Annotated in this window: 19 protein-coding genes and 1 riboswitch; of the genes, 6 read left to right on the plus strand and 13 right to left on the minus strand. The window is 71.3% G+C overall.

All coding sequences use genetic code 11. The features are described 5' to 3' along the window. Positions 1-15: 15 nt before the first annotated feature. Positions 16-741, plus strand: a complete 726-nt coding sequence (locus tag AC4BDD_RS07280; protein ID WP_490690150.1) for a glycerophosphodiester phosphodiesterase — start codon at positions 16-18, stop codon at positions 739-741. Here AC4BDD_RS07280 and AC4BDD_RS07285 read toward each other — a convergent pair. Together AC4BDD_RS07285 and AC4BDD_RS07290 are read right to left on the minus strand one after the other, a co-directional pair. Beyond that, positions 698-1,285 carry a Uma2 family endonuclease gene (locus AC4BDD_RS07285; protein ID WP_490690151.1) on the minus strand — a complete coding sequence of 196 codons (588 nt, stop codon included), beginning with the start codon at positions 1,283-1,285 and terminating at the stop codon, positions 698-700. The two genes, AC4BDD_RS07280 and AC4BDD_RS07285, sit on opposite strands and share 44 nt — an antisense overlap. Before the next feature lie 108 nt (positions 1,286-1,393). Beyond that, positions 1,394-2,848 (minus strand): gamma-aminobutyraldehyde dehydrogenase, encoded by a 1,455-nt coding sequence (locus AC4BDD_RS07290; protein WP_490690152.1) that lies wholly within the window; start codon positions 2,846-2,848, stop codon positions 1,394-1,396. A gap of 180 nt (positions 2,849-3,028) precedes the next feature. Here AC4BDD_RS07290 and AC4BDD_RS07295 point away from each other — a divergent pair, with 180 nt between their 5' ends. The 4 genes from AC4BDD_RS07295 (at position 3,029) to AC4BDD_RS07310 (ending at position 7,078) form a co-directional block, all read left to right on the plus strand. Next, complete coding sequence (locus tag AC4BDD_RS07295; RefSeq protein ID WP_197990565.1) at positions 3,029-3,499, plus strand: Lrp/AsnC family transcriptional regulator; 471 nt, start codon at positions 3,029-3,031, stop codon at positions 3,497-3,499. A gap of 2 nt (positions 3,500-3,501) precedes the next feature. Beyond that, positions 3,502-4,863, plus strand: a complete 1,362-nt coding sequence (locus AC4BDD_RS07300) for an aspartate aminotransferase family protein (protein ID WP_490690153.1) — start codon at positions 3,502-3,504, stop codon at positions 4,861-4,863. A 212-nt stretch (positions 4,864-5,075) separates the two neighbouring features. Next, positions 5,076-5,807, plus strand: a complete 732-nt coding sequence (locus tag AC4BDD_RS07305; RefSeq protein ID WP_490690154.1) for an ABC transporter ATP-binding protein — start codon at positions 5,076-5,078, stop codon at positions 5,805-5,807. Continuing rightward, complete coding sequence (locus AC4BDD_RS07310; RefSeq protein ID WP_490690155.1) at positions 5,789-7,078, plus strand: hypothetical protein; 1,290 nt, start codon at positions 5,789-5,791, stop codon at positions 7,076-7,078. Before AC4BDD_RS07305 ends, AC4BDD_RS07310 begins: the two co-directional genes overlap by 19 nt. A gap of 121 nt (positions 7,079-7,199) precedes the next feature. Here AC4BDD_RS07310 and AC4BDD_RS07315 read toward each other — a convergent pair whose 3' ends face one another. The 9 genes from AC4BDD_RS07315 to rpsB form a co-directional block, all read right to left on the minus strand. Further along, positions 7,200-8,231, minus strand: a complete 1,032-nt coding sequence (locus AC4BDD_RS07315) for an ABC transporter ATP-binding protein (protein WP_490690156.1) — start codon at positions 8,229-8,231, stop codon at positions 7,200-7,202. After that, on the minus strand, positions 8,232-9,845 hold the full coding sequence (locus AC4BDD_RS07320) for an ABC transporter permease (RefSeq protein ID WP_490690157.1): 1,614 nt from the start codon (positions 9,843-9,845) through the stop codon (positions 8,232-8,234). A 71-nt stretch (positions 9,846-9,916) separates the two neighbouring features. Further along, positions 9,917-11,002: a thiamine ABC transporter substrate-binding protein gene (locus tag AC4BDD_RS07325; RefSeq protein WP_490690158.1), complete on the minus strand. Its 1,086-nt coding sequence runs from the start codon at positions 11,000-11,002 to the stop codon at positions 9,917-9,919. Beyond that, a riboswitch (TPP riboswitch) is annotated at positions 10,997-11,101 on the minus strand. It overlaps the preceding gene by 6 nt. A gap of 22 nt (positions 11,102-11,123) precedes the next feature. Then, positions 11,124-12,230: a dual-specificity RNA methyltransferase RlmN gene (rlmN, locus tag AC4BDD_RS07330; protein WP_490690159.1), complete on the minus strand. Its 1,107-nt coding sequence runs from the start codon at positions 12,228-12,230 to the stop codon at positions 11,124-11,126. A gap of 211 nt (positions 12,231-12,441) precedes the next feature. Beyond that, a complete protein-coding gene (locus tag AC4BDD_RS07335) occupies positions 12,442-13,560 on the minus strand; it encodes a phosphatidate cytidylyltransferase (RefSeq protein WP_490690160.1) in 1,119 nt (372 codons plus the stop codon). Continuing rightward, the gene (gene frr, locus AC4BDD_RS07340; RefSeq protein WP_490690161.1) at positions 13,560-14,117 is read right to left on the minus strand and encodes a ribosome recycling factor; all 558 of its coding nucleotides are present in this window, start codon (positions 14,115-14,117) and stop codon (positions 13,560-13,562) included. Before frr ends, AC4BDD_RS07335 begins: the two co-directional genes overlap by 1 nt. 127 nt (positions 14,118-14,244) lie before the next feature. Then, positions 14,245-15,027: a UMP kinase gene (gene pyrH / locus AC4BDD_RS07345; RefSeq protein WP_490690162.1), complete on the minus strand. Its 783-nt coding sequence runs from the start codon at positions 15,025-15,027 to the stop codon at positions 14,245-14,247. Positions 15,028-15,183: 156 nt separating this feature from the next. Continuing rightward, positions 15,184-16,020, minus strand: a complete 837-nt coding sequence (gene tsf / locus AC4BDD_RS07350; protein WP_490690163.1) for a translation elongation factor Ts — start codon at positions 16,018-16,020, stop codon at positions 15,184-15,186. A gap of 172 nt (positions 16,021-16,192) precedes the next feature. Beyond that, complete coding sequence (gene rpsB / locus AC4BDD_RS07355) at positions 16,193-17,056, minus strand: 30S ribosomal protein S2 (RefSeq protein ID WP_490690164.1); 864 nt, start codon at positions 17,054-17,056, stop codon at positions 16,193-16,195. Positions 17,057-17,563: 507 nt separating this feature from the next. Here rpsB and AC4BDD_RS07360 point away from each other — a divergent pair. Further along, the gene (locus tag AC4BDD_RS07360; protein ID WP_490690165.1) at positions 17,564-18,271 is read left to right on the plus strand and encodes a murein hydrolase activator EnvC family protein; all 708 of its coding nucleotides are present in this window, start codon (positions 17,564-17,566) and stop codon (positions 18,269-18,271) included. 105 nt (positions 18,272-18,376) lie between these two features. Here the strand turns inward: AC4BDD_RS07360 and AC4BDD_RS07365 are convergent, their stop codons facing one another. Further along, positions 18,377-18,916, minus strand: a complete 540-nt coding sequence (locus AC4BDD_RS07365; RefSeq protein WP_490691697.1) for a TetR/AcrR family transcriptional regulator — start codon at positions 18,914-18,916, stop codon at positions 18,377-18,379. Positions 18,917-19,007: 91 nt separating this feature from the next. Next, entirely contained in the window at positions 19,008-19,847 is an 840-nt protein-coding gene (gene whiG, locus AC4BDD_RS07370) for an RNA polymerase sigma factor WhiG (protein ID WP_490690166.1), read from the minus strand. Between the last annotated feature and the right edge of the window lie 124 nt (positions 19,848-19,971).

Below are 19,971 nucleotides of genomic sequence, written 5' to 3' on the forward strand. Positions count from 1 at the left end.
CGCCGGGAGCCTGCCATGTCCCGGGCCATGAACCGCGCGTTCACCGCCGTCGCCCACCGCGGTGATCCCTTCGCCCACCGCGAGAACACCCTGCCGTCGATCCGCTCGGCGGTCGGGGCCGGTGCCGACGCGGTGGAGATCGACGTGCGGCTCACCCGGGACGGCGTTCCGGTGGTCCTGCATGACGCCACCCTCAAGCGGCTGTGGGAGCACGACCGCCCGCTGGCGCTGCTGACGGCGGCGGAGGTGGCCGGGGTGACGGGCGGCGGGGTGCCGACGCTGCGCGCCGCGCTGGGCGAGTGCGGCGCGTGCCGGGTCATGGTCGATCTGCCGGATGTCTCGGCGGTGCCCGCCGCCCTGGACGAGGTCCGCGCGTCTGGTGCGGCCGACCGGGCGTACTACAGCGGGTCTCTGGCCGCGCTGTGGGCGGTGCGGCGCGCGGATCCGGCGGCGGAGATCGCGCTGACGTGGACCACGTCGGCCCCGCCCAGCCCCGCTCTGCTGTCCGAGCTGCGGCCCCGCTGGCTCAACTACCGCTGGGGGTTGGTCTCCCCGCGCCTCGTGGACCGCGCCCACGCCGACGGCCTGCTGGTCTCCGCGTGGACGGCGGACACACGGTGGTCGATGGGGCGGCTGATGCGGGCGGGCGTGGACTCGATCACGACCAACCGCATTGGCGCGCTGCGGGGGCTGGTGGTCAGTCGTGGGGGAAGCGCTTGGTGGAGAGCGTCAGGTCGATGACCGTACCCGTGAGATCGATCGGGTCGCCGAAGTCGATCACGCGCCTGTTTCGGTACTCCTCGTTCTTCGGCTCCGTGAACAGATGGCACTGCCGGGAGTAGGGGTCGGCAATCAGGTAGACGGGTACGCCCGCTGCGGCATACGTGTCCTTCTTCTTGCCGTAGTCGTTGGTGTCCGTCCCCCGGGAGATGACCTCCAGCACGAACTCGACGTCGTGGTAGGACCAGCGTCCCTTCTCATCCCGCTTCGCTCCGTCGGCCACCTTGGCCAGGTCGGGGCAGAATCCGTTCTCGTATCCGGGGAAGTCGATGCGCACATCGGACGTGATCTCGGCGTCCTCACCGAAGTGATCCTCCAGCTGCCGCAGCACCCTTCGGATGACGTCCCAATGCGTCGTGCGCTGCGGTGTCATGAAGATAGCCCCCTCGACGATCTCGGCCCTGAAGCCTTCGGGGGTGATGCGCTCCAGCAGCTCGAACTTCCTGTCCAAGCCCTGCGTGTCGCTGTCGGCCATCTCGATCCTGTCGGTCAGTACGACGGTCATCGTGCCGCTCCTCCCCTCCCAGCGCGAACGCGCAGCCGCACGGTTAAACGATAAGCAGGGCCCCGGGACACGGCCATGTGTCCCGGGGCCCGAACATCTCAGCGACTATCAGCCGTCCAGCGACGTCATCACGTGCTTGATGCGCGTGTAGTCCTCGAACCCGTACGCCGACAGGTCCTTGCCGTAGCCGGACTTCTTGAAGCCGCCGTGCGGCATCTCGGCGACCAGCGGGATGTGGGTGTTGATCCACACGCAGCCGAAGTCCAGCGCCTTGGACATGCGCATCGCGCGGGCGTGGTCCTTGGTCCACACCGAGGAGGCCAGCGCGTACTCGACGCCGTTGGCGTACTCCACGGCCTGCGCCTCGTCGGAGAAGGACTGGACGGTGATGACCGGGCCGAAGACCTCGTTCTGGACGATCTCGTCGTCCTGCTTGAGGCCGGAGACGACGGTGGGGGCGTAGAAGTAGCCCTTGTCGCCGACCCGGTGGCCGCCCGCCTCGACCTTGGCGTGCGCCGGCAGGCGGTCGATGAAGCCGCTGACCTGGGCGAGCTGGTTGGCGTTGTTGAGCGGGCCGTAGAGCACGTCCTCGTCGTCCGGCTGGCCGGTCTTGGTCTCGGCGGCGGCCTTGGCCAGCGCGGTCACGAACTCGTCGTGGATGGACTCGTGCACCAGCACGCGGGTGGCGGCGGTGCAGTCCTGGCCGGCGTTGAAGAAGCCCGCGACCGAGATGTCCTCGACGGCCTTGGCGATGTCGGTGTCCCCGAAGACCACGACCGGGGCCTTGCCGCCGAGCTCCAGGTGGACGCGCTTGAGGTCCTTGGAGGCGCTCTCGGCGACCTGCATGCCGGCGCGTACCGAGCCGGTGATGGAGGCCATCGCCGGCACGGAGTGCTCGACCATCAGGCGGCCGGTCTCGCGGTCACCGCAGATGACGTTGAAGACGCCCTTGGGGTGGCCGAGCTCGGCCAGCACGCCACCGATGATCTCGGCGATCAGCACGGTGGAGGCCGGGGTGGTGTCGGAGGGCTTGAGGACGACGGTGTTGCCCGCGGCGAGCGCCGGGGCGAACTTCCACACGGCCATCATCATGGGGTAGTTCCACGGGGCGACCTGCGCACAGACGCCGACCGGCTCGCGGCGGATGATGGAGGTCAGGCCGTCCATGTACTCGCCGGCCGAGCGGCCCTCCAGCATGCGGGCGGCGCCCGCGAAGAAGCGGATCTGGTCGATCATCGGCGGGACCTCCTCGTCCCGCGTCAGCACGATCGGCTTGCCGGTGTTCTCCGACTCGGCGGCGATCAGCTCCTCGGCCCGCGCCTCGAAGGCGTCGGCGATCTTGAGCAGTGCCTTCTGGCGCTCGGCGGGGACCAGGTCGCGCCAGGCCGGGAATGCCTTGGCCGCGGCCTCCATGGCGGCGTCGACGTCGGTCGCGCCGGAGAGCGGGGCGGTGGCGTATGCCTCGCCCGTGGCCGGGTTGACCACCTCCGTGGTCCGCCCGTCGGTGGCGTCCCGGAACTCCCCGTCGATGTAGTTACGCAGACGACGCAGTTCGGTGGTCACGTGCGACCCCTCCTGTCAGATGTCCAATGGGTGAGACACCCCACCCTAGTCTCCGTTGCGACGTTTTCAACATACCCGCCCGGCGACAACTACGGAATCCGTGAGATTCGATCCCCGGAACAACGAATTTCATCGGTTTGGGGTTGCCAGACTGTCGAGTCCTCGTGCAGAGTGAGGAACGTGGCCACTGACAAGAACGGCACGCCGTCGATCGACTCCGTCTCCCTGGCGATCATCGAGCAGCTCCAGGAGGACGGACGCCGTCCGTACGCCGCCATCGGCAAGGCCGTGGGCCTGTCCGAGGCGGCCGTCCGGCAACGCGTACAGAAACTGCTCGACCAGGGCGTGATGCAGATCGTCGCCGTCACCGACCCGCTCACGGTGGGTCTGCGGCGGCAGGCGATGGTCGGCATCAACGTCGAGGGCGACCTCGACCCGGTGGCCGACGCGCTGACGGCCATGGAAGAGGTCGAGTACGTGGTGATGACCGCCGGCTCCTTCGATCTCATCATCGAGATCGTCTGCGAGGACGACGACCACCTGCTGCAAATGATCAACAAGCGGATCCGCACGCTGCCCGGCGTGCGCTCCACCGAGAGCTTCGTCTACCTCAAGCTCCGCAAGCAGACCTACACCTGGGGAACGAGATAGCAATGAGCGCCGACCTCTCCAAGAAGGCGTACGACCACCTGTGGATGCACTTCACCCGCATGTCGTCGTACGAGAACGCCCCCGTGCCGACCATCGTGCGCGGCGAGGGCACCTACATCTACGACGACAAGGGCAAGCGCTACCTCGACGGTCTGGCGGGCCTGTTCGTGGTCCAGGCCGGCCACGGCCGGCGGGAGCTGGCCGAGGTCGCCGCCAAGCAGGCCGAGGAGCTGGCCTTCTTCCCGGTGTGGTCCTACGCCCACCCCATGGCCGTCGAGCTGGCCGAGCGCCTGGCGCACGAGGCTCCCGGCGATCTCAACAAGGTCTTCTTCACCACCGGTGGCGGTGAGGCGGTCGAGACCGCCTGGAAGCTCGCCAAGCAGTACTTCAAGCTGGTGGGCAAGCCGACCAAGTACAAGGTCATATCCCGCGCGGTGGCCTACCACGGCACCCCGCAGGGCGCGCTGTCCATCACCGGGCTGCCGGCCTTGAAGGCCCCGTTCGAGCCGCTGGTGCCGGGCGCGCACAAGGTGCCCAACACCAACATCTACCGCGCCCCGATCCACGGCGACGACCCGGAGGCGTTCGGCCGCTGGGCCGCCGACCAGATCGAGCAGCAGATCCTCTTCGAGGGTCCGGACACCGTCGCCGCGGTCTTCCTGGAGCCGGTGCAGAACGCCGGTGGCTGCTTCCCGCCGCCGCCCGGGTACTTCCAGCGGGTCCGCGAGATCTGCGACCAGTACGACGTCCTGCTCGTCTCCGACGAGGTCATCTGCGCCTTCGGCCGCCTCGGCACGACGTTCGCCTGTGACAAGTTCGGCTACGTGCCCGACATGATCACCTGCGCCAAGGGCATGACCTCGGGCTACTCCCCGATCGGCGCCTGCGTCATCTCCGACCGCATCGCCGAGCCGTTCTACCGCGGCGGCAACACCTTCCTGCACGGCTACACCTTCGGCGGCCACCCGGTCTCCGCGGCCGTCGGCCTGGCCAACCTCGACCTCTTCGAGCGCGAGCAGCTCAACCAGCACGTGCTCGACAACGAGGGGGCGTTCCTGAAGACGCTGCAGAAGCTGCACGACCTGCCGATCGTCGGCGACGTCCGCGGCAACGGCTTCTTCTACGGCATCGAGCTGGTGAAGGACAAGACCACCAAGGCCTCCTTCGACGAGGAGGAGACCGAGCGCGTCCTGTACGGCTTCCTGTCCAAGGCGCTGTTCGACGCCGGCCTGTACTGCCGCGCCGACGACCGCGGCGACCCGGTCGTCCAGCTCGCCCCGCCGCTGATCTCCACCCAGGAGACCTTCGACGAGATCGAGCAGATCCTGCGGTCGGTCCTCACCGAGGCGTGGACCAAGCTCTGACCCTTCGGGCCGAAATTGATCGAACTTGACCGATTTGGGCGAAAGTCGATCGACCTGAACGAGGGCTGATCGGAGGAAACGGGCCCCGCCCGCGACGAGCCTGGGCGGGATCCGCCGGTGCGAGTCCTTACCGTGCCAGTGACCGATTGGCCTTGTCCTCGTTCACCCATCCAGGGGAGCGGACAATCGTTAGGTAAGCCGAGGTGCTTGGGATGGTGGCTCCACCGGACGACGACATGTTGTGGGCGCGCACGGTGGCGTACGCGTACAGCGGCTCGCCCGCGCTCGTCGGCGTCTCCGTCGGCGTGCGCGAGGGCGAGGTCATGGCCGTCACCGGGCCGCGCGGATCCGGCAAGACCACCCTGCTCAAGTGCCTCTCCGGCCAGCTGCTGCCGGACCAGGGCGAGGTCTGGTTCAACAGCGCCCCGGTGCACACCCTCACCCGGCTCGGCCGCGAGCGGCTGCGCCGGGAGCGCTTCGGCTGGATCGACACCGAGCCGCAGCTGGTGCCCGAGCTGACGGTCTGGGAGAACGTCGCACTCCCCCTGATGCTCCGCGGCACCCCGCGCCGCGCCGCCCGCACCGCCGCGCGCGAGTGGCTTGACCGGCTCGACGTCGGCGACCTGGAGCGCGAGCGCCCGGCCGCGCTGCTGCAGTCGCAGCGCCAGCGCGTGGCCATCGCCCGCGCGCTGGCCGTCAAGCCCAAGGTGCTCTTCGCCGACGAGCCCACCGCGCCGCTGCACCGCGCCGACCGCGGCCAGGTGCTGCGCACCCTCACCGCGGCGGCCCGCTCGCACCGCATCACCGTCGTCCTCGCCACCCACGACAGCGAAGCGGCCCCGCACGCCGACCAGACCGTCACCCTCCTCGACGGGCGCCGGGTCGGCCCGCTCGTTCCCGCTCCGGACGCAGAAGGCCAAGGCGCGTGCTCAGTCTCCGCCTAGCCCGCGGCGCCCATCCCCTCGTCCTGCTCCGGCGGCTGCTGGTCACCGCCGCCTCGGCGGGCACGGGATTCCTGCTGCTGTGCAGCCTGGGGTATGCCGCCGCGCACCCCGGGGAGTCCGGCGGCTCCCAGCAGCGGCTGCTGTGGTGCGCCGTGCCGCTGGCCGCCACGGTCCAGCTCGCGGTGGCCATCGCCCGGATCGACCGCGGCACCGAAGGCGGCCCCGGGCTCACCGCCGCGGGATTCGGGCCGGCCCGCAGCGCCCGGCTGGCGGCCGCCTCGACCACGCTCTTCTGCGGGCTGGGCAGCGCCCTGGCGCTGGCGGCCTTCGTCTGCGCCCGCCGGTACCAGGCCGAGCTGCCGACCGCGGCACTCACCGGATACCTGGGCCGCGGGACGCATCTGCCACTGGGCGCGGTGCTGCTGCTGCCCGCCGCGGTCCCCGCGGTGGCTGGCGTGACCAGCACGATCTTCTTGTGGCCGCGTCAGGAACGGTCGCGCCGCCCCGAGCCGCCCGCCGCGGCGGTAGCGGTTCCGGCGGAGCGGTCGGCGCCCGACCAACCCACGGAGGGACGAGCAGAGCGGGCGGAGGGTGACGGACCGGCGGATTCCGCCCCGGCCGCCCGGTCCGGATCCGCGCCCGCGCCCACCGCCGGTCCGGTCGACACCGGGCTGCCCTGGGGGGTCGCGCTGATCGCCGCCGGGCTCGCCCTGGAGAGCTACGCCTGCCGGGGCGCGGGCGCTGCCGCCGGCGAGCTGCTGCCGCTCCCCGACCGCACCGTGCAGAGCCCGCCGGGTGTCTTCGTCGGCTGGGTGCTGGCCGTCATCGGGCTGATGCTCGCCGGGACGGGCCTGGCCCAGCTGTGCGGCAGGGTGCTGGCGGCCGGGCGCCCGGGCCCGCTGCGGCTGCTGGCCGGCCGGGCGCTGGAGGTGGACGCGAAGCGGCTGGGCCGGCCGCTGGGTGTGCTGTGCGCCGTCGCCACCAGCGCGTACGCCATCGTCGACCTCTACGGCCGGGCGCTCCGCTCCGCCGGTGCGGTCGCCGGGCTGGGCGCGGCGCTGGTGATGGCGTGCGCCACCGCCACCGCTCTCACCGCGGCGATGGAGGTCCGCGGCATCCGCGAGGGGACGACCAGCACCCTGATCCGGATCGGGGCGTCCACCCGGCTGCTGCGCGCGGCCGTCGCCCTGCGCGGCACCGTGCTCCTCACCGTCCTGGCCGGCCTGACCTGCGCGGTCGCCGAGCTGCTCACCGTGCCGCTGCCCGGCTGACCCGCTGACCCGCCGCCTGCCGGGCCGGGCCGGGCCGACGAAACGGGCGCGGCCGCCGGGCGGATTCCAGGCGGCCCCGGCCCGTCGTCACGTTGTCGCTCCGCCAGGCGCGGCCACCCGGTCACCGGCCGGCGGGGAGCACCACCACTTCCTCGGCGGCGAACGCCACGCCCACCCGCTGCCCGGCCTCCGGAGCCTCCCGCAGCCCGCAGGCGGCCTCCAGCCGTGGCGCGTCCCGCGGCTGGAGGATCAGCGCCACATGGTCGCCGCGGAAGGTGCGGCCGGCCACCTCGCACTCCAAGCCCTCCCGCTCGTCCACGAGCCGGACACCGGCCGGGCGGACCAGCAGCCGGCAGGGGCCCTGCGGGGAGGACCCCGGCACCGGCACCTTGCCCCAGGGGGTGTCGGCGGCGGTGCCGTGCACGCTCGCCCGGACCACGTTGCCGAAGCCCAGGAAGCGGGCCACGAATTCGGAGGCCGGCCGCTGCCACACCTCAAGCGGGGTGCCGGTCTGCGCTATCCGCCCGCGCTCCATCACCACCACCCGGTCGGCGAGCGCGAACGCCTCACCCTGGTCGTGGGTGACCGCGAGCACCGTGGTGCCCAGCCGGTCGAACAGCTGGCGGAGCTCGACCACCAGCCGCTCCCGCAGGCTCCGGTCGAGCTGCCCGAGCGGCTCGTCCAGCATCAGCACCTTGGGGCTGGGGGCCAGCGCGCGGGCGAGCGCGACGCGCTGCTGTTCGCCGCCGGACAGGGCCGCGACGGCGCGGCGCTGCGCGCCCGGCAGCCCGACCAGGTCCAGCAGTCCGGCGACGGTGTCGTTCCGCTCGGCGCGGGCGATGCCGCGCATCCGCAGTCCGAAGGCGACGTTGGCGCCGACGTCGCGCTGCGGGAAGAGCTGGTGGTCCTGGAACATCAGCCCCACGCCGCGGCGGTGGGTGGGCACCCCGGCCTGGTCGCGGCCGGCCAGCCACACCCGGCCGGCGTCCGCGCGTTGCAGCCCGGCCACCACCCGCAGCAGGGTGGACTTGCCGCTGCCGCTGGGCCCCAGCACGCACACCGTCTCGTGCTCGGCGACCTCCAGGTCCACGCCGTCCAGCGCCGCCCGCTCACCGAAGCGGACGGTCACCTTCTCCAGGCGCAGCATGGCCATCTACAACTCCCCCGCCCGGTCGGCTCTGATCTTCTCCAGCACCAGCAGCGCGCAGGCGCACACCAGCATCAGCACGGTGCTGAGCGCCATCGCCTGCCCGTAGTTGAGGTCGCCGGGGCGGCCCAGGAAGCGGGCCACCGCCACCGGCAGCGTCGGGTTGTCGGGCCGGGCGATGAAGATCGTGGCGCCGAACTCGCCCAGCGAGACGGCGAACGCGAACCCCGCCGAGATCCCCAGCGCCCGCCCGACCAGGGGGAGGTCCACCTCGCGCCAGACCCGCAGCGGGGAGGCGCCGAGGACGGCGGCGGCCTCCCGCAGCCGGTGGTCGACGGCCCGCAGCACCGGCAGCATGGTGCGCACCACGAACGGCACCCCGACCAGGGCCTGGGCCAGCGGCACCAGGATCCAGGAGGCGCGCAGGTCCAGCGGCGGTTCGTCGAGCGCGATCAGGAAGCCGAAGCCGACGGTGACGGCCGACACGCCCAGCGGCAGCATCAGCAGCGCGTCGAACCCGCGCACCAGGCGGCCGGCCCGCCTGGTGAGGGCGGTGGCCGCGAGCCCGCCGATGAGCAGGGCGATGAGGGTGGCGACGGCGGCGTACCGCAGGGAGTTCCCCACCGCCTCGATCGGCGCCACCAGGAAGACCCCGCCGCTGCCGTCGATCGAGCCCAGGGCGCGGTAGTAGGCCAGGCCGTAACCCTGCGGCGTGTCGAGGCTGCGCTCCACCAGGACGCCGAGCGGCAGCAGGATCAGCAGCGCGATCTGGACCAGCACCACGCCCAGCAGCGCCCACTGCCCGGCGCCGCGCGGGCGGCGGGCGGTCCGCGCCGGGTCGACCAGGCGCAGGGTGCTCTCCCGGCGGCGTACGGTCCAGGCGTGCACCGTGAGCAGCGCGGCGGCGACGGCGAACTGGATCAGGGTGAGGACGGCGGCGGTCGGCAGGTCCAGCAGTTGCGCGGTCTGCCGGTAGATCTCCACCTCCAGCGTGGCGTAGTGCGGACCGCCGAGGATCTGGACGACGCCGAAGGAGCTGAAGGTGAAGAGGAACACCATGAGCGCGGCGGCGGCCACGGCGGGCCCCAGCGCGGGCAGGGTGACCTTCCGCCAGGCCGCGAGGCGGCTCGCGCCGAGCACCCGGGCGGCCTCCTCCTGGCCGGGGTCGAGCTGGGCCCACAGCCCGCCGACGGTCCGGACCACCACCGCGTAGTTGAAGAAGACGTGTGCCAGCAGGATGGCCCAGACGGTGGTGTCCAGCCGCACGCCCCACAGCTCATCGAGGAGTCCGCCGCGGCCGAGCAGGGCCAGGAAGGCGGTGCCGGCGACGACGGTCGGCAGGACGAACGGCACCGTCACCACGGCGCGCAGCAGTTGCTTGCCGGGGAAGGCGAAGCGGGCGAAGACGTAGGCGCCGGGCAGCGCGACCGCCAGCGTCAGGGCAGTGGAGGCGGCCGCCTGCCAGGTGGTGAACCACAGCACGTCCCGGATGTGCGGGTCGGTGAGCACCTCACCGACCCGGCCGAACCGCCACCTCCCGTCGGTCTTCAGCCCCCGGGTGACGATGGCGGACACCGGATAGGCGAAGAACACCGCGAGGAAGGCGAGTGGCAAGGCCATCAGGCCGAACCGCACCGCGGCGCCGCGCGGGTCGCGTGGGCGCCGCGCGGCGGGCGGACGAGCGGGGGTCTTTACAGGACCAGGGAGGACCATGACGTGACCCACGGCTCACGGTTCTCGGCGATCTTCTGGGGAGCCATGGTCTCGGGGGACTCCACCTTCGCGCCGAACTCGGTGAAGACCTCCGGCAGCTTCACGCCCTTGACGGCCGGGTTGACGAACATGGTCAGCGGCACGTCCTCCTGGAACCGCTTGCTGATCAGGAAGTCCAGCAGGGCCTTGCCGCCGGCCTCGTTCCGCGCGCCGCTGAGCAGTCCGGCGAACTCGGTCTGCCGGAAGCAGGTGCCGGTGGCCACACCGGTCGGGGCCTGCTTGGGCTGCGGCTTGGCGAAGTACACCTCGGCGGGCGGGCTGGAGGCGTAGCTGACGACCAGCGGCCGGTCGCCGCCGGCCTTCCTGCCGGCGGAGGAGCCGGAGAAGCGGCCGTTGTACGCCTGCTCCCAGCCGTCGACCACCTCGACGCCGTTGGCCTTGAGCTTCTTCCAGTAGCCCTCCCAGCCGTCGTCCCCGTACTTGGCCGCCGTGGCCAGCAGGAAGGCGAGGCCGGGCGAGGAGGTCGCGGCGTTCTCGGTGACCAGCAGGTCCTTGTAGGCGGGCTTGACCAGATCGTCGAAGGTCTTCGGCGGCGCCAGCTTCTTCTCCGCGAAGTACTTCTTGTCGTAGTTGACGCAGATCTCGCCGGTGTCGACGGGGGTGACGCGGTGCTTGTCCCCGTCCAGCCGGAGGTACTCGGGGATCCCCTCCAGGCCCTTGGCCTCGTACGCCGTGAACACGTCGTTGTCCAGGGCGCGGGAGAGCAGGGTGTTGTCGACACCGAAGAACACATCGCCTTCGGGGTGGCTCTTGGAGAGCACCGCCTTGTTGACGGCGAGACCGGCGTCCCCGTTCGAGAGGATCCGCAGCCGGTAGCCGCTCTCCTTCTCGAACTCCTGCCGCACGGCCTTGGAGATCTTGAAGGACTCGTGGGTGACCAGGGTGACGGTCTTGGACTTCGAGCCGCCGCCGCTGTCGTCGGAGTCGCCGCAGGCGGCGAGGGTGGTGGCGGCGAGCGTGCCGACCAGGGCGGCCCCGAGGGCACGCCGAAGGCTGGTGTTCATGGTGCGAAGACTCCCTACGCCGGTATGACCCGGATCAGGTCCGAGGGTCTGCGGCCTTGCCGCACTCTCAGCGCTGTGCGCGCTCCCCTGTCGGAATGTTCATTTGTGCGAAGGCACAGTATCAGCGCTCCGCGGCGGCCAGCTGACCGCAGGCCCCGTCGATCTCCTGCCCGCGGGTGTCCCGGACCGTGACAGGGACGCCGTGCGACTCCAGGGCCGCGACGAACGCCCGCTCGTCCTCGGGGCGGGAGGCGGTCCACTTCGAGCCGGGGGTCGGGTTGAGCGGGATGAGGTTGACGTGCACCCGGCGGCCCTTGAGGAGCCGGCCCAGCAGGTCGCCCCGCCATGCCTGGTCGTTGATGTCCCGGATGAGGGCGTACTCGATGGAGACACGGCGGCCGGACTTGGCGGCGTACTCCCAGGCGGCGTCGAGCACCTCGCGGACCTTCCAGCGGGTGTTGACCGGCACCAGGGTGTCGCGCAGCTCGTCGTCCGGGGCGTGCAGCGAGACGGCCAGCCGGCACTTGAAGCCCTCGTCGGCGAAGCGCAGCATCGCCGGGACCAGGCCCACCGTGGAGACGGTGATGCCGCGCTGGGAGAGGCCGAGGCCGTCCGGCTCGGGGTCGGTGAGCCGACGGATGGCGCCGATCACACGGTTGTAGTTGGCCAGCGGCTCGCCCATGCCCATGAAGACGATGTTCGACAGCCGCGCCGGTCCCCCGGGGATCTCGCCGTCCCGCAGCGCCCGCATCCCGTCCACGATCTGGTGCACGATCTCGGCGGTGGACAGGTTGCGGTCCAGCCCGGCCTGGCCGGTGGCGCAGAACGGGCAGTTCATGCCGCAGCCGGCCTGCGAGCTGATGCACATGGTGACCCGGTCCGGGTAGCGCATCAGCACGGACTCCACGAGGGTGCCGTCGAAGAGCCGCCACAGGGTCTTGCGGGTGGTGTCGTCGTCACAGGAGATGTGCCGGACGACGCTCATCAGCTCGGGCAGCAGCTCGCTCGCCAGCTTCTCGCGGGCGGCGGCCGGGATGTCGGTCCACTGGGCCGGGTCGTGGGCGTACCGGGCGAAGTAGTGCTGCGACAGCTGCTTGGCGCGGAAGGGCTTCTCACCGATGGCGGCTACGGCCTCGCGGCGCTGGGCGGGGTCGAGATCGGCGAGGTGCCGCGGGGGCTTCTTGGCTCCGCGCGGGGCGACGAAAGTGAGTTCTCCGGGCTTCGGCATGGTTCCACCAGTGTCGCAGACGCGAGCGTGGGGCCCGGCCATCGAAGTCGACGGCGGGGCCCCACGTCCCGTTTGCGCAGCTCAGCGGTGATCTAGCCCTGGCCGACGAAGACCACCAGCAGCACACCACCGGCGCCGTCGGCAGCAGCGAGTCGGGCCGGTCCATACGGCGACCGATGTGCGGCTACCGCCGCGTGGCGCCATGCCCCGCTCATCCCTGCCCCACGAAGACCACCAGCAGCAGCCACACCACCGGCGCCGTCGGCAGCAGCGAGTCGAGCCGGTCCATGATGCCGCCATGGCCTGGCAGGAGCTTGCCCATGTCCTTGATGCCGAGGTCCCGCTTGATCATGGACTCGCCGAGGTCGCCGAGGGTGGCGCTGATCGCGACAGCGAGGCCGAGCAGCACGCCCTGCCACCAGGCGCCGCCGTCGATGGCGTACCGCATGCACAGCGCGCCCGCGATCATGGCGAAGGCGATGGCGCCCAGCAGTCCCTCGCGGGTCTTGCCGGGGCTGATGCGCGGGGCGAGCTTGTGCTTGCCGAAGCGCCAGCCGACCGCGTACGCGCCGGTGTCGCTGACCACGGTGAGCAGCAGGAAGGTCAGCACCCGCCACGGCCCGTCGTCGGCGGCGAGCATCAGCGCCACGAAGGTGGCCAGGAACGGCACGTAGAACGCGGCGAAGACACCGGCCGTGACGTCCCGGAGGTAGTTCTCCGGCGGCTCGGTCATGCGCCAGACCAGCACCGCGAGGGCGGTGAGGGCCACGGCCACCCATGCGCCCTCCGAGCCGCGCACGAACCCCGCGATCACCATGGCGACACCGCCGACGGCCAGCGGGATCAGCGGGACGCGGATGTCCTTGCGCTCGGCCAGCCGGGAGGTCAGCTCCCACAGCCCGACCACCACGGCGATCGCTATCACACCGAGGAAGACGGGCTTGTAGACGAAGAGGGACGCCACGATCACCGCGCCCAGCGCGACGCCGACCCCTATCGCGGCCCGCAGATCGCGGCCCGCGCTCTTCTTGGCGGGTGCGGCCGCGGGTGCCGGCGTGGGGGTGGAGTCGGGCCGGGAGGCCGGCGCGGCGGGCCGCTGAGACGACCCACGCGGCGGTTCCTGCCCGTCACGGAAGGGGGAGCCACTCGGCCGAGCGGCCCCCCGATCACGGTCGTCCTGGTTTCCGCCTGCGTCGGGCACGGTGGGCATGGGCCGAGTCTGCGCCGCCTCGCCCACCTTGTGCGCGGGACCCGCCGATACGGCAGGCCCCCGGTCGGTCGGACCCCGGTATCCGGCGCGTGCCGGGGCCCCCCAGGAAGAGTCGTTCATCAGACCTCAAGCAGCTCGGCTTCCTTGTGCTTGAGCAGCTCATCCACCTGCGCCACGTACTTGGCGGTGGTGTCGTCGAGCTCCTTCTCGGCGCGGCGGACCTCGTCCTCGCCGGACTCCTTGTCCTTGACGAGCTTGTCGAGGGACTCCTTGGCCTTGCGGCGGACGGAGCGGATCGAGATCTTCGCGTCCTCGCCCTTGCCCTTGGCGACCTTGATGAACTCCCGGCGGCGCTGCTCGGTGAGCTCGGGGAAGGTCACCCGGATGATGTTGCCGTCGTTGCTGGGGTTGACGCCCAGGTCGGAGTTGCGGATCGCCTCTTCGATGTTGCGCAGCGCGCTCTTGTCGAAGGGGGTGACCACGGCCATGCGCGGCTCCGGCACCGAGAAGGACGCCAGCTGGTTGATCGGCGTCATCGCACCGTAGTAGTCCGCCACGATCTTGTTGAACATCGCCGGATGCGCACGCCCGGTGCGGATCGCGGCGAAGTCCTCCTTGGCGACCACAACGGCCTTCTCCATCTTCTCCTCGGCCTCGAGGAGGATCTCTTCGATCACCACTTGCTCCTGGTGTTATCAGTAAGCAGAGCCTCGCCCCTGCGTGCGTCTTCTCCTGCACGGTGTACGACCGGCAGGCCGTTGTCCATCCCCGTAACGAGCTGTCGACAGACCGGCTGACGGCCTGTCAGGATCGGGTGCCCTGATCGCTCACGAGCGTGCCGATCTTCTCACCCTTCACCGCGCGCGCGATATTGCCCTCGGCGAGCAGCTCGAAGACCAGGATCGGCAGCTTGTTGTCCCGGCACAGGGTGATGGCGGTGGCGTCGGCGACCTTGAGGTCGCGGGCGATCACCTCGCCGTACTCCAGGGCGTCGAACTTCACCGCGTCCGGGTTGGTCTTCGGGTCGGAGTCGTAGACCCCGTCCACGCCGTTCTTGCCCAGCAGCAGCGCCTCGGCGTCGATCTCCAGGGCCCGCTGTGCGGCGGTGGTGTCGGTGGAGAAGTACGGCATGCCCATGCCGGCGCCGAAGATGACGACGCGGCCCTTCTCCAGGTGGCGAACGGCCCGCAGCGGGATGTACGGCTCCGCGACCTGGCCCATGGTGATGGCGGTCTGGACGCGGGAGTCGATGCCCTCCTTCTCCAGGAAGTCCTGGAGGGCGAGGCAGTTCATGACGGTTCCGAGCATGCCCATGTAGTCGGACCGGGCCCGGTCCATGCCGCGCTGCTGGAGCTCGGCGCCGCGGAAGAAGTTGCCGCCGCCGATCACGATGGCGATCTCGGCGCCGTCGCGGACGACGGCCGCGATCTCGCGGGCGATGGCGTGCACGACGTCGGGGTCGACGCCGAGGCCGCCGCCGCCGGCGAATGCCTCCCCGGACAGCTTCAGCAGGAACCTGCGGGTCTTGCCGGTGCCGTCGGCGGGGTTGTCGTCGGCGGCTCGTGTGGCGTCCGCGCCCTGATTCATTGGAGATCTCCTCGTGCACATACGAAGAAGGCCACTGCCGGATGGGTCTTCGACCTCTGCGGCAATGGCCTCCTCGTCACATCTGCGGCCGGCCGGTGGACGGCTGGCTGCGTACGACCCTAGCGGGGCCGCACCTTATTCGCTGCCCGACCGGGCTCAGGCGCCGACGCGGATGCGTGCGAAACGCTTCAGCGAGACGCCGGCCTCGGCCAGCACCTTCTCGACGGTCTTCTTGTTGTCCTTGGCGAAGGGCTGGTCCAGCAGGACCTGCTCCTTGAAGAAGCCGGTGACGCGACCCTCGACGATCTTCGGCAGGGCGGCCTCGGGCTTGCCCTCCTCGCGCGCGGTGGCCTCGGCGACGCGGCGCTCGTTCTCCACGACCTCGGCCGGGATGGCGTCGCGGGAGAGGAACTTCGGCGCGAAGGCGGCGATGTGCTGCGCGACGTCCTTGGCGACCTCGGCGTCGGCCTTGTCCAGCTCGACCAGGACGCCGACCTGCGGGGGCAGGTCCGCGGCGGTGCGGTGCATGTAGGCGAAGACCAGGCCGTCGGCGAAGTGCGCGAAGCGGTCGACGACGATCTTCTCGCCGAGGGTGGCGTTGGCCTCGTCCACGAACGCCTGGACGGTCTTGCCGGCCTCGATCTCGGAGGCCATGAGGGCCTCGACGTCGGCCGGGGCGGCCTTGGCGATGTGCGCGGCCAGGGCGTCGGCGACGGCGATGAACTTCTCACCCTTGGCGACGAAGTCCGTCTCGCACTTCAGCTCGACGATGACGCCGGAGGTGTTGTCCTCGGCGATGCGGGAGGCGACCGCGCCGTTCTCGGTGGTGCGGCTCTCGCGCTTGGCGACGCCCTTCAGGCCCTTGACGCGGACGATCTCGATGGCCTTCTCGAGGTTGCCCTCGGCCTCGTCGAGCGCCTTCTTGCAGTCCATCATGCCGGCGCCGGTCTGCTCGCGGAGCTTCTTGACGTCAGCGGCGGTGTAGTTCGCCATCCTTGAATCCTTCTTGTGGCTTGTCCGTCATGAGGTCACCACGACGGCCGAGTGAGAAGCCCTCGCCTCCAGTGTGAGGGACGAGTCACGGTCCGTGAGTCGCTTCTCAGACGAGATCCGTCGGTGGATCTACCGGGGAACGGCGGGGGGTTCTCCCCCGCCGTTCGGTGCGTCAGCCCTGCTCGGCGTCGGCGGCCGGAGCCTCAGCGGCAGGGGCCTCAGCGGCGGCCTCAGCCGGCTTCTCGGCGGCCTCGTCAGCCTTCTTGTCGCCCTCGAGGAGGTCGCGCTCCCACTCGGCCAGCGGCTCGCCGGCGGCCTTCTCGCCCTTGCCCTCGGCAGCGGCGCCGGAGCGGGCGATGAGGCCCTCGGCGACGGCGTCGGCGATCACACGGGTGAGGAGGGTGACGGAGCGGATCGCGTCGTCGTTGCCCGGGATCTTGTAGTCGACCTCGTCCGGGTCACAGTTGGTGTCGAGGATCGCGACGACCGGGATGCGGAGCTTGCGCGCCTCACCGACCGCGATGTGCTCCTTCTTGGTGTCCACGATCCAGACGGCGCTGGGCACCTTCTGCATCTCGCGGATACCACCGAGGGTCTTCTCCAGCTTGGCCTTCTCACGCGAGAGGACCAGGAGCTCCTTCTTGGTGAGGCCGGAGGCGGCCACGTCCTCGAAGTCGATCTGCTCGAGCTCCTTCAGGCGCTGCAGGCGCTTGTAGACGGTCGAGAAGTTGGTGAGCATGCCGCCCAGCCAGCGCTGGTTGACGTAGGGCATGCCGACGCGGGTGGCCTGCTCGGCGATGGCCTCCTGCGCCTGCTTCTTGGTGCCGACGAACATGATGGAGCCGCCGTGCGCGACGGTCTCCTTGACGAACTCGTAGGCGCGGTCGATGTACGACAGCGACTGGAGCAGGTCGATGATGTAGATGCCGTTGCGCTCGGTGAAGATGAAGCGCTTCATCTTCGGGTTCCAGCGGCGGGTCTGGTGCCCGAAGTGGACGCCGCTCTCCAGCAGCTCCCGCATCGTGACGACGGCCATGGCCGTACTCCTTGAGGTACTCGGTTCCGCGGTGACCGGTCGGCCGCCGCGCCTGACGCCCCGGCGCGTCTTGCCACGGGAAGCCTTGCGGGACTTTCCGAGGACCGAGGGACACGGCCACCGCGCTGCCCGGAAAAGGCTGAAGCACAGGTGGCGGGGCGTGCGAAGTCGACCCGGTGACCCGGATCGCCATAAGAAGTGTACGGGACCGGTGCGGTGCCGGGTGACGGCGATGTCCACAACCCGGGAGTACTCCACAGATCCCGGGCAAGATCCCCGTGCCTCGTCACCCGACGTCACCGTAGCCCCATGGGACTTCTGGGACGACGACAGGGAACGCGCACGCGCCACGGTGGCGGACGGCGGGGCGGTGGGGACGGACGGCTGCCCGGTGGGGGCGGAGGGCACGTCGGTGGGGACGGGCAGCTGCCCGGTGGGGACGGGCGTCGGAACCGTGAGGGCGGGCGTCCGACCGCGCTGCTGGTCGCGGTGCTGGTGGGGGCGCTCGTGTCTGGGGCGTCGGCCACGATCTCGGCGGCCGACGCCGGGCCGACGACGATCTCTGCGCCGGACAGCGGGCCGACGACGATCTCGGCGGCGGAAGCCGGGCCGCCAGGGACTGAGCCCGCGGAGGCTCCGGCCGGGCCGCAGCGCCCGGCGCGCCCCGCACCGGGCGGCGCTGCGCCGGAGTGGGTGTGGCCGGTGGCGGGCGCGGCGGGTGCCGCGCGGCCCGTCGTGCTGCGCGGCTGGGAGCCGCCGCCCGCGCCCTGGGCGGCCGGCCACCGCGGCGTGGATCTGGCGGCTCGCCGCGGGCAGCCGGTGCGGGCCGCGGCTGCGGGGCGGGTGGTCTTCGCCGGGCCGGTGGCCGGGCGTGGCGTGATCTCGATCGAGCTCGACGGGACCGGCCGGCCGCCGCTGCGGATCACCTATGAGCCGGTGCGCCCGACGGTGCGCAAGGGGGACCGGGTGGCGGCCGGGCAGGTGGTGGGCGCACTGGCGGCCGACCCCGGCGCCCCGCACTGCCGGAACGGCACGGGAGGTTCCGCCGGCACCGGAGCTTCCTCCGGCCCGCCCGGTTGTCTGCACTGGGGGCTGCGGCGCGGGGACCGCTACCTCGACCCGCTGTCGCTGCTGCCGCCGTCGATGCTGCGGCGAGGCCCCTCCCGACTGCTCCCGGTCTTCGGCATCCCCGAACCGCCGGGGAACCAGAGCTGACCCTGGGCGGGGGCGGGGGCGAGGCACGGGTGGGGGTGGGGCACGGGTGGGGGTGGGTGGGGGTGGGTGGGGCGGGGGGGGAGGGAGGGGGAAGCGGGGGGCGGGTCAGCCCCGGACGCCGCGCAGGGCCATGGCGACGGCCGCTTCGGTGATGTGCTCCGGCTCCTCCGCCGCGCCGAGCTCGATGCGGCGCACCGCGGCGTCCACCACGCCCTGGAGCAGCATCGCGGCCAGCCGGGGCTGCTCGTGTCCCAGGCCGCGGAGGGCTTCGACGACCATGGCGATCAGGCCGCCGTGGGCGGCGCGGATCTTCTCCCGTGCCCCGGCGTCCAGCTCGCCGGCCGAGATCGCCACGACGGCGCGGTGGCGCCGGTCGCCGACGAGGGCGAGCTGCTGCCGCACATATGCCTCGATCTTCGCCTCGGGCGTGTCGGCCTGCTCCATGGCGGCCTCGACCTCGGCCGCCCAGACCGGGAAGTCGACGGCGCACAGCTCTTCGACGACCGCCGCCCGGGAGCGGAAGTACTCATAGACGGAGGACCGCGCGAGACCGGTGCGCTCGGCGAGTGCGGGGAAGGTCAGCGCCTCCGTGCCGCCCTCGGACAGCAGGGATCGGGCGGCGTCCAGCAGGGCGCCGCGCTGCATCGTCCGGTGCTCGGCCACTGAGGCCGCTCGAATCCTGGGCACCTGAACACTGTACGAAAGACGCTCGGGCCGTGGTTGGTGGAGGGACGATTCAGCGACCGACGTCGGCCAGTTTGGCCCGCAACTGGAGCACCGACTTGGTGTGGATCTGGCTGACCCGGCTCTCGGTGACGCCCAGGACCTGGCCGATTTCGGCCAAGGTGAGGCCCTCGTAGTAGTAGAGGGTGACGACCGTCTTCTCCCGCTCCGGGAGGGTGTTGATCGCGCGCGCCAGCAGCCGGCGCAGTTCGCGGTCCTCGGCCACCTCGACGGGGTTGTCGGCGGCCGTGTCCTCGAGGGTGTCCATCAGGCTCAGGCGGTCGCCGCCCTCGCCGCCGACGTGCAGCAGCTCCTCCAGGGCGACCACGTTGGCCAGCGACAACTGGCTGAAGACGCTGTGCAGTTCGTCCAGCCCGATGTTCATCTCCGCCGCCACCTCGGCTTCCGAGGGGGTGCGGCGCAGCGCGGCTTCCAGCGTGGCGTACGCGCGCTCCACCTCGCGGGCCTTCTGCCGGACGGACCGCGGGATCCAGTCCAGCGCCCGCAACTCGTCGATCATGGCGCCGCGGATCCGGGTGATCGCGTATGTCTCGAACTTGATGGCCCGCTCGGGCTCGAACTTCTCGATGGCGTCGATGAGCCCGAAGACTCCCGAGGACACGAAGTCGGCCTGCTCGACGTTGGACGGCAGGCCCACGCTGACCCGGCCCGCGACGTATTTGACCAGCGGGGAGTAGTGCAGGATCAGCTGCTCCCGCAGGCGTTCGTCGCCGGTGGCTTTGTAGGACCGCCACAGTTCGTCGAGCGAGGAGGGGGCGGCGGGGCGCGCGGCGCCGTCGTCGGCAGCCGCCGCCACTGCCGTGCGGTCAGGCCCGGAGGTGTGCTGAGGCATTCGTCGCCTTGAGCCGTTCTGCTGTGAGGTAGGTGAGGTGGACGAGCGGGCGCGCTCCCGTCGGCCACCTCGCGGACATGGCGTGACGGAGACGTCGCGGTAAGCGAGGGATGTCGGTGCGGTG

Source organism: Streptomyces sp. JLBT605, from assembly GCF_058215555.1.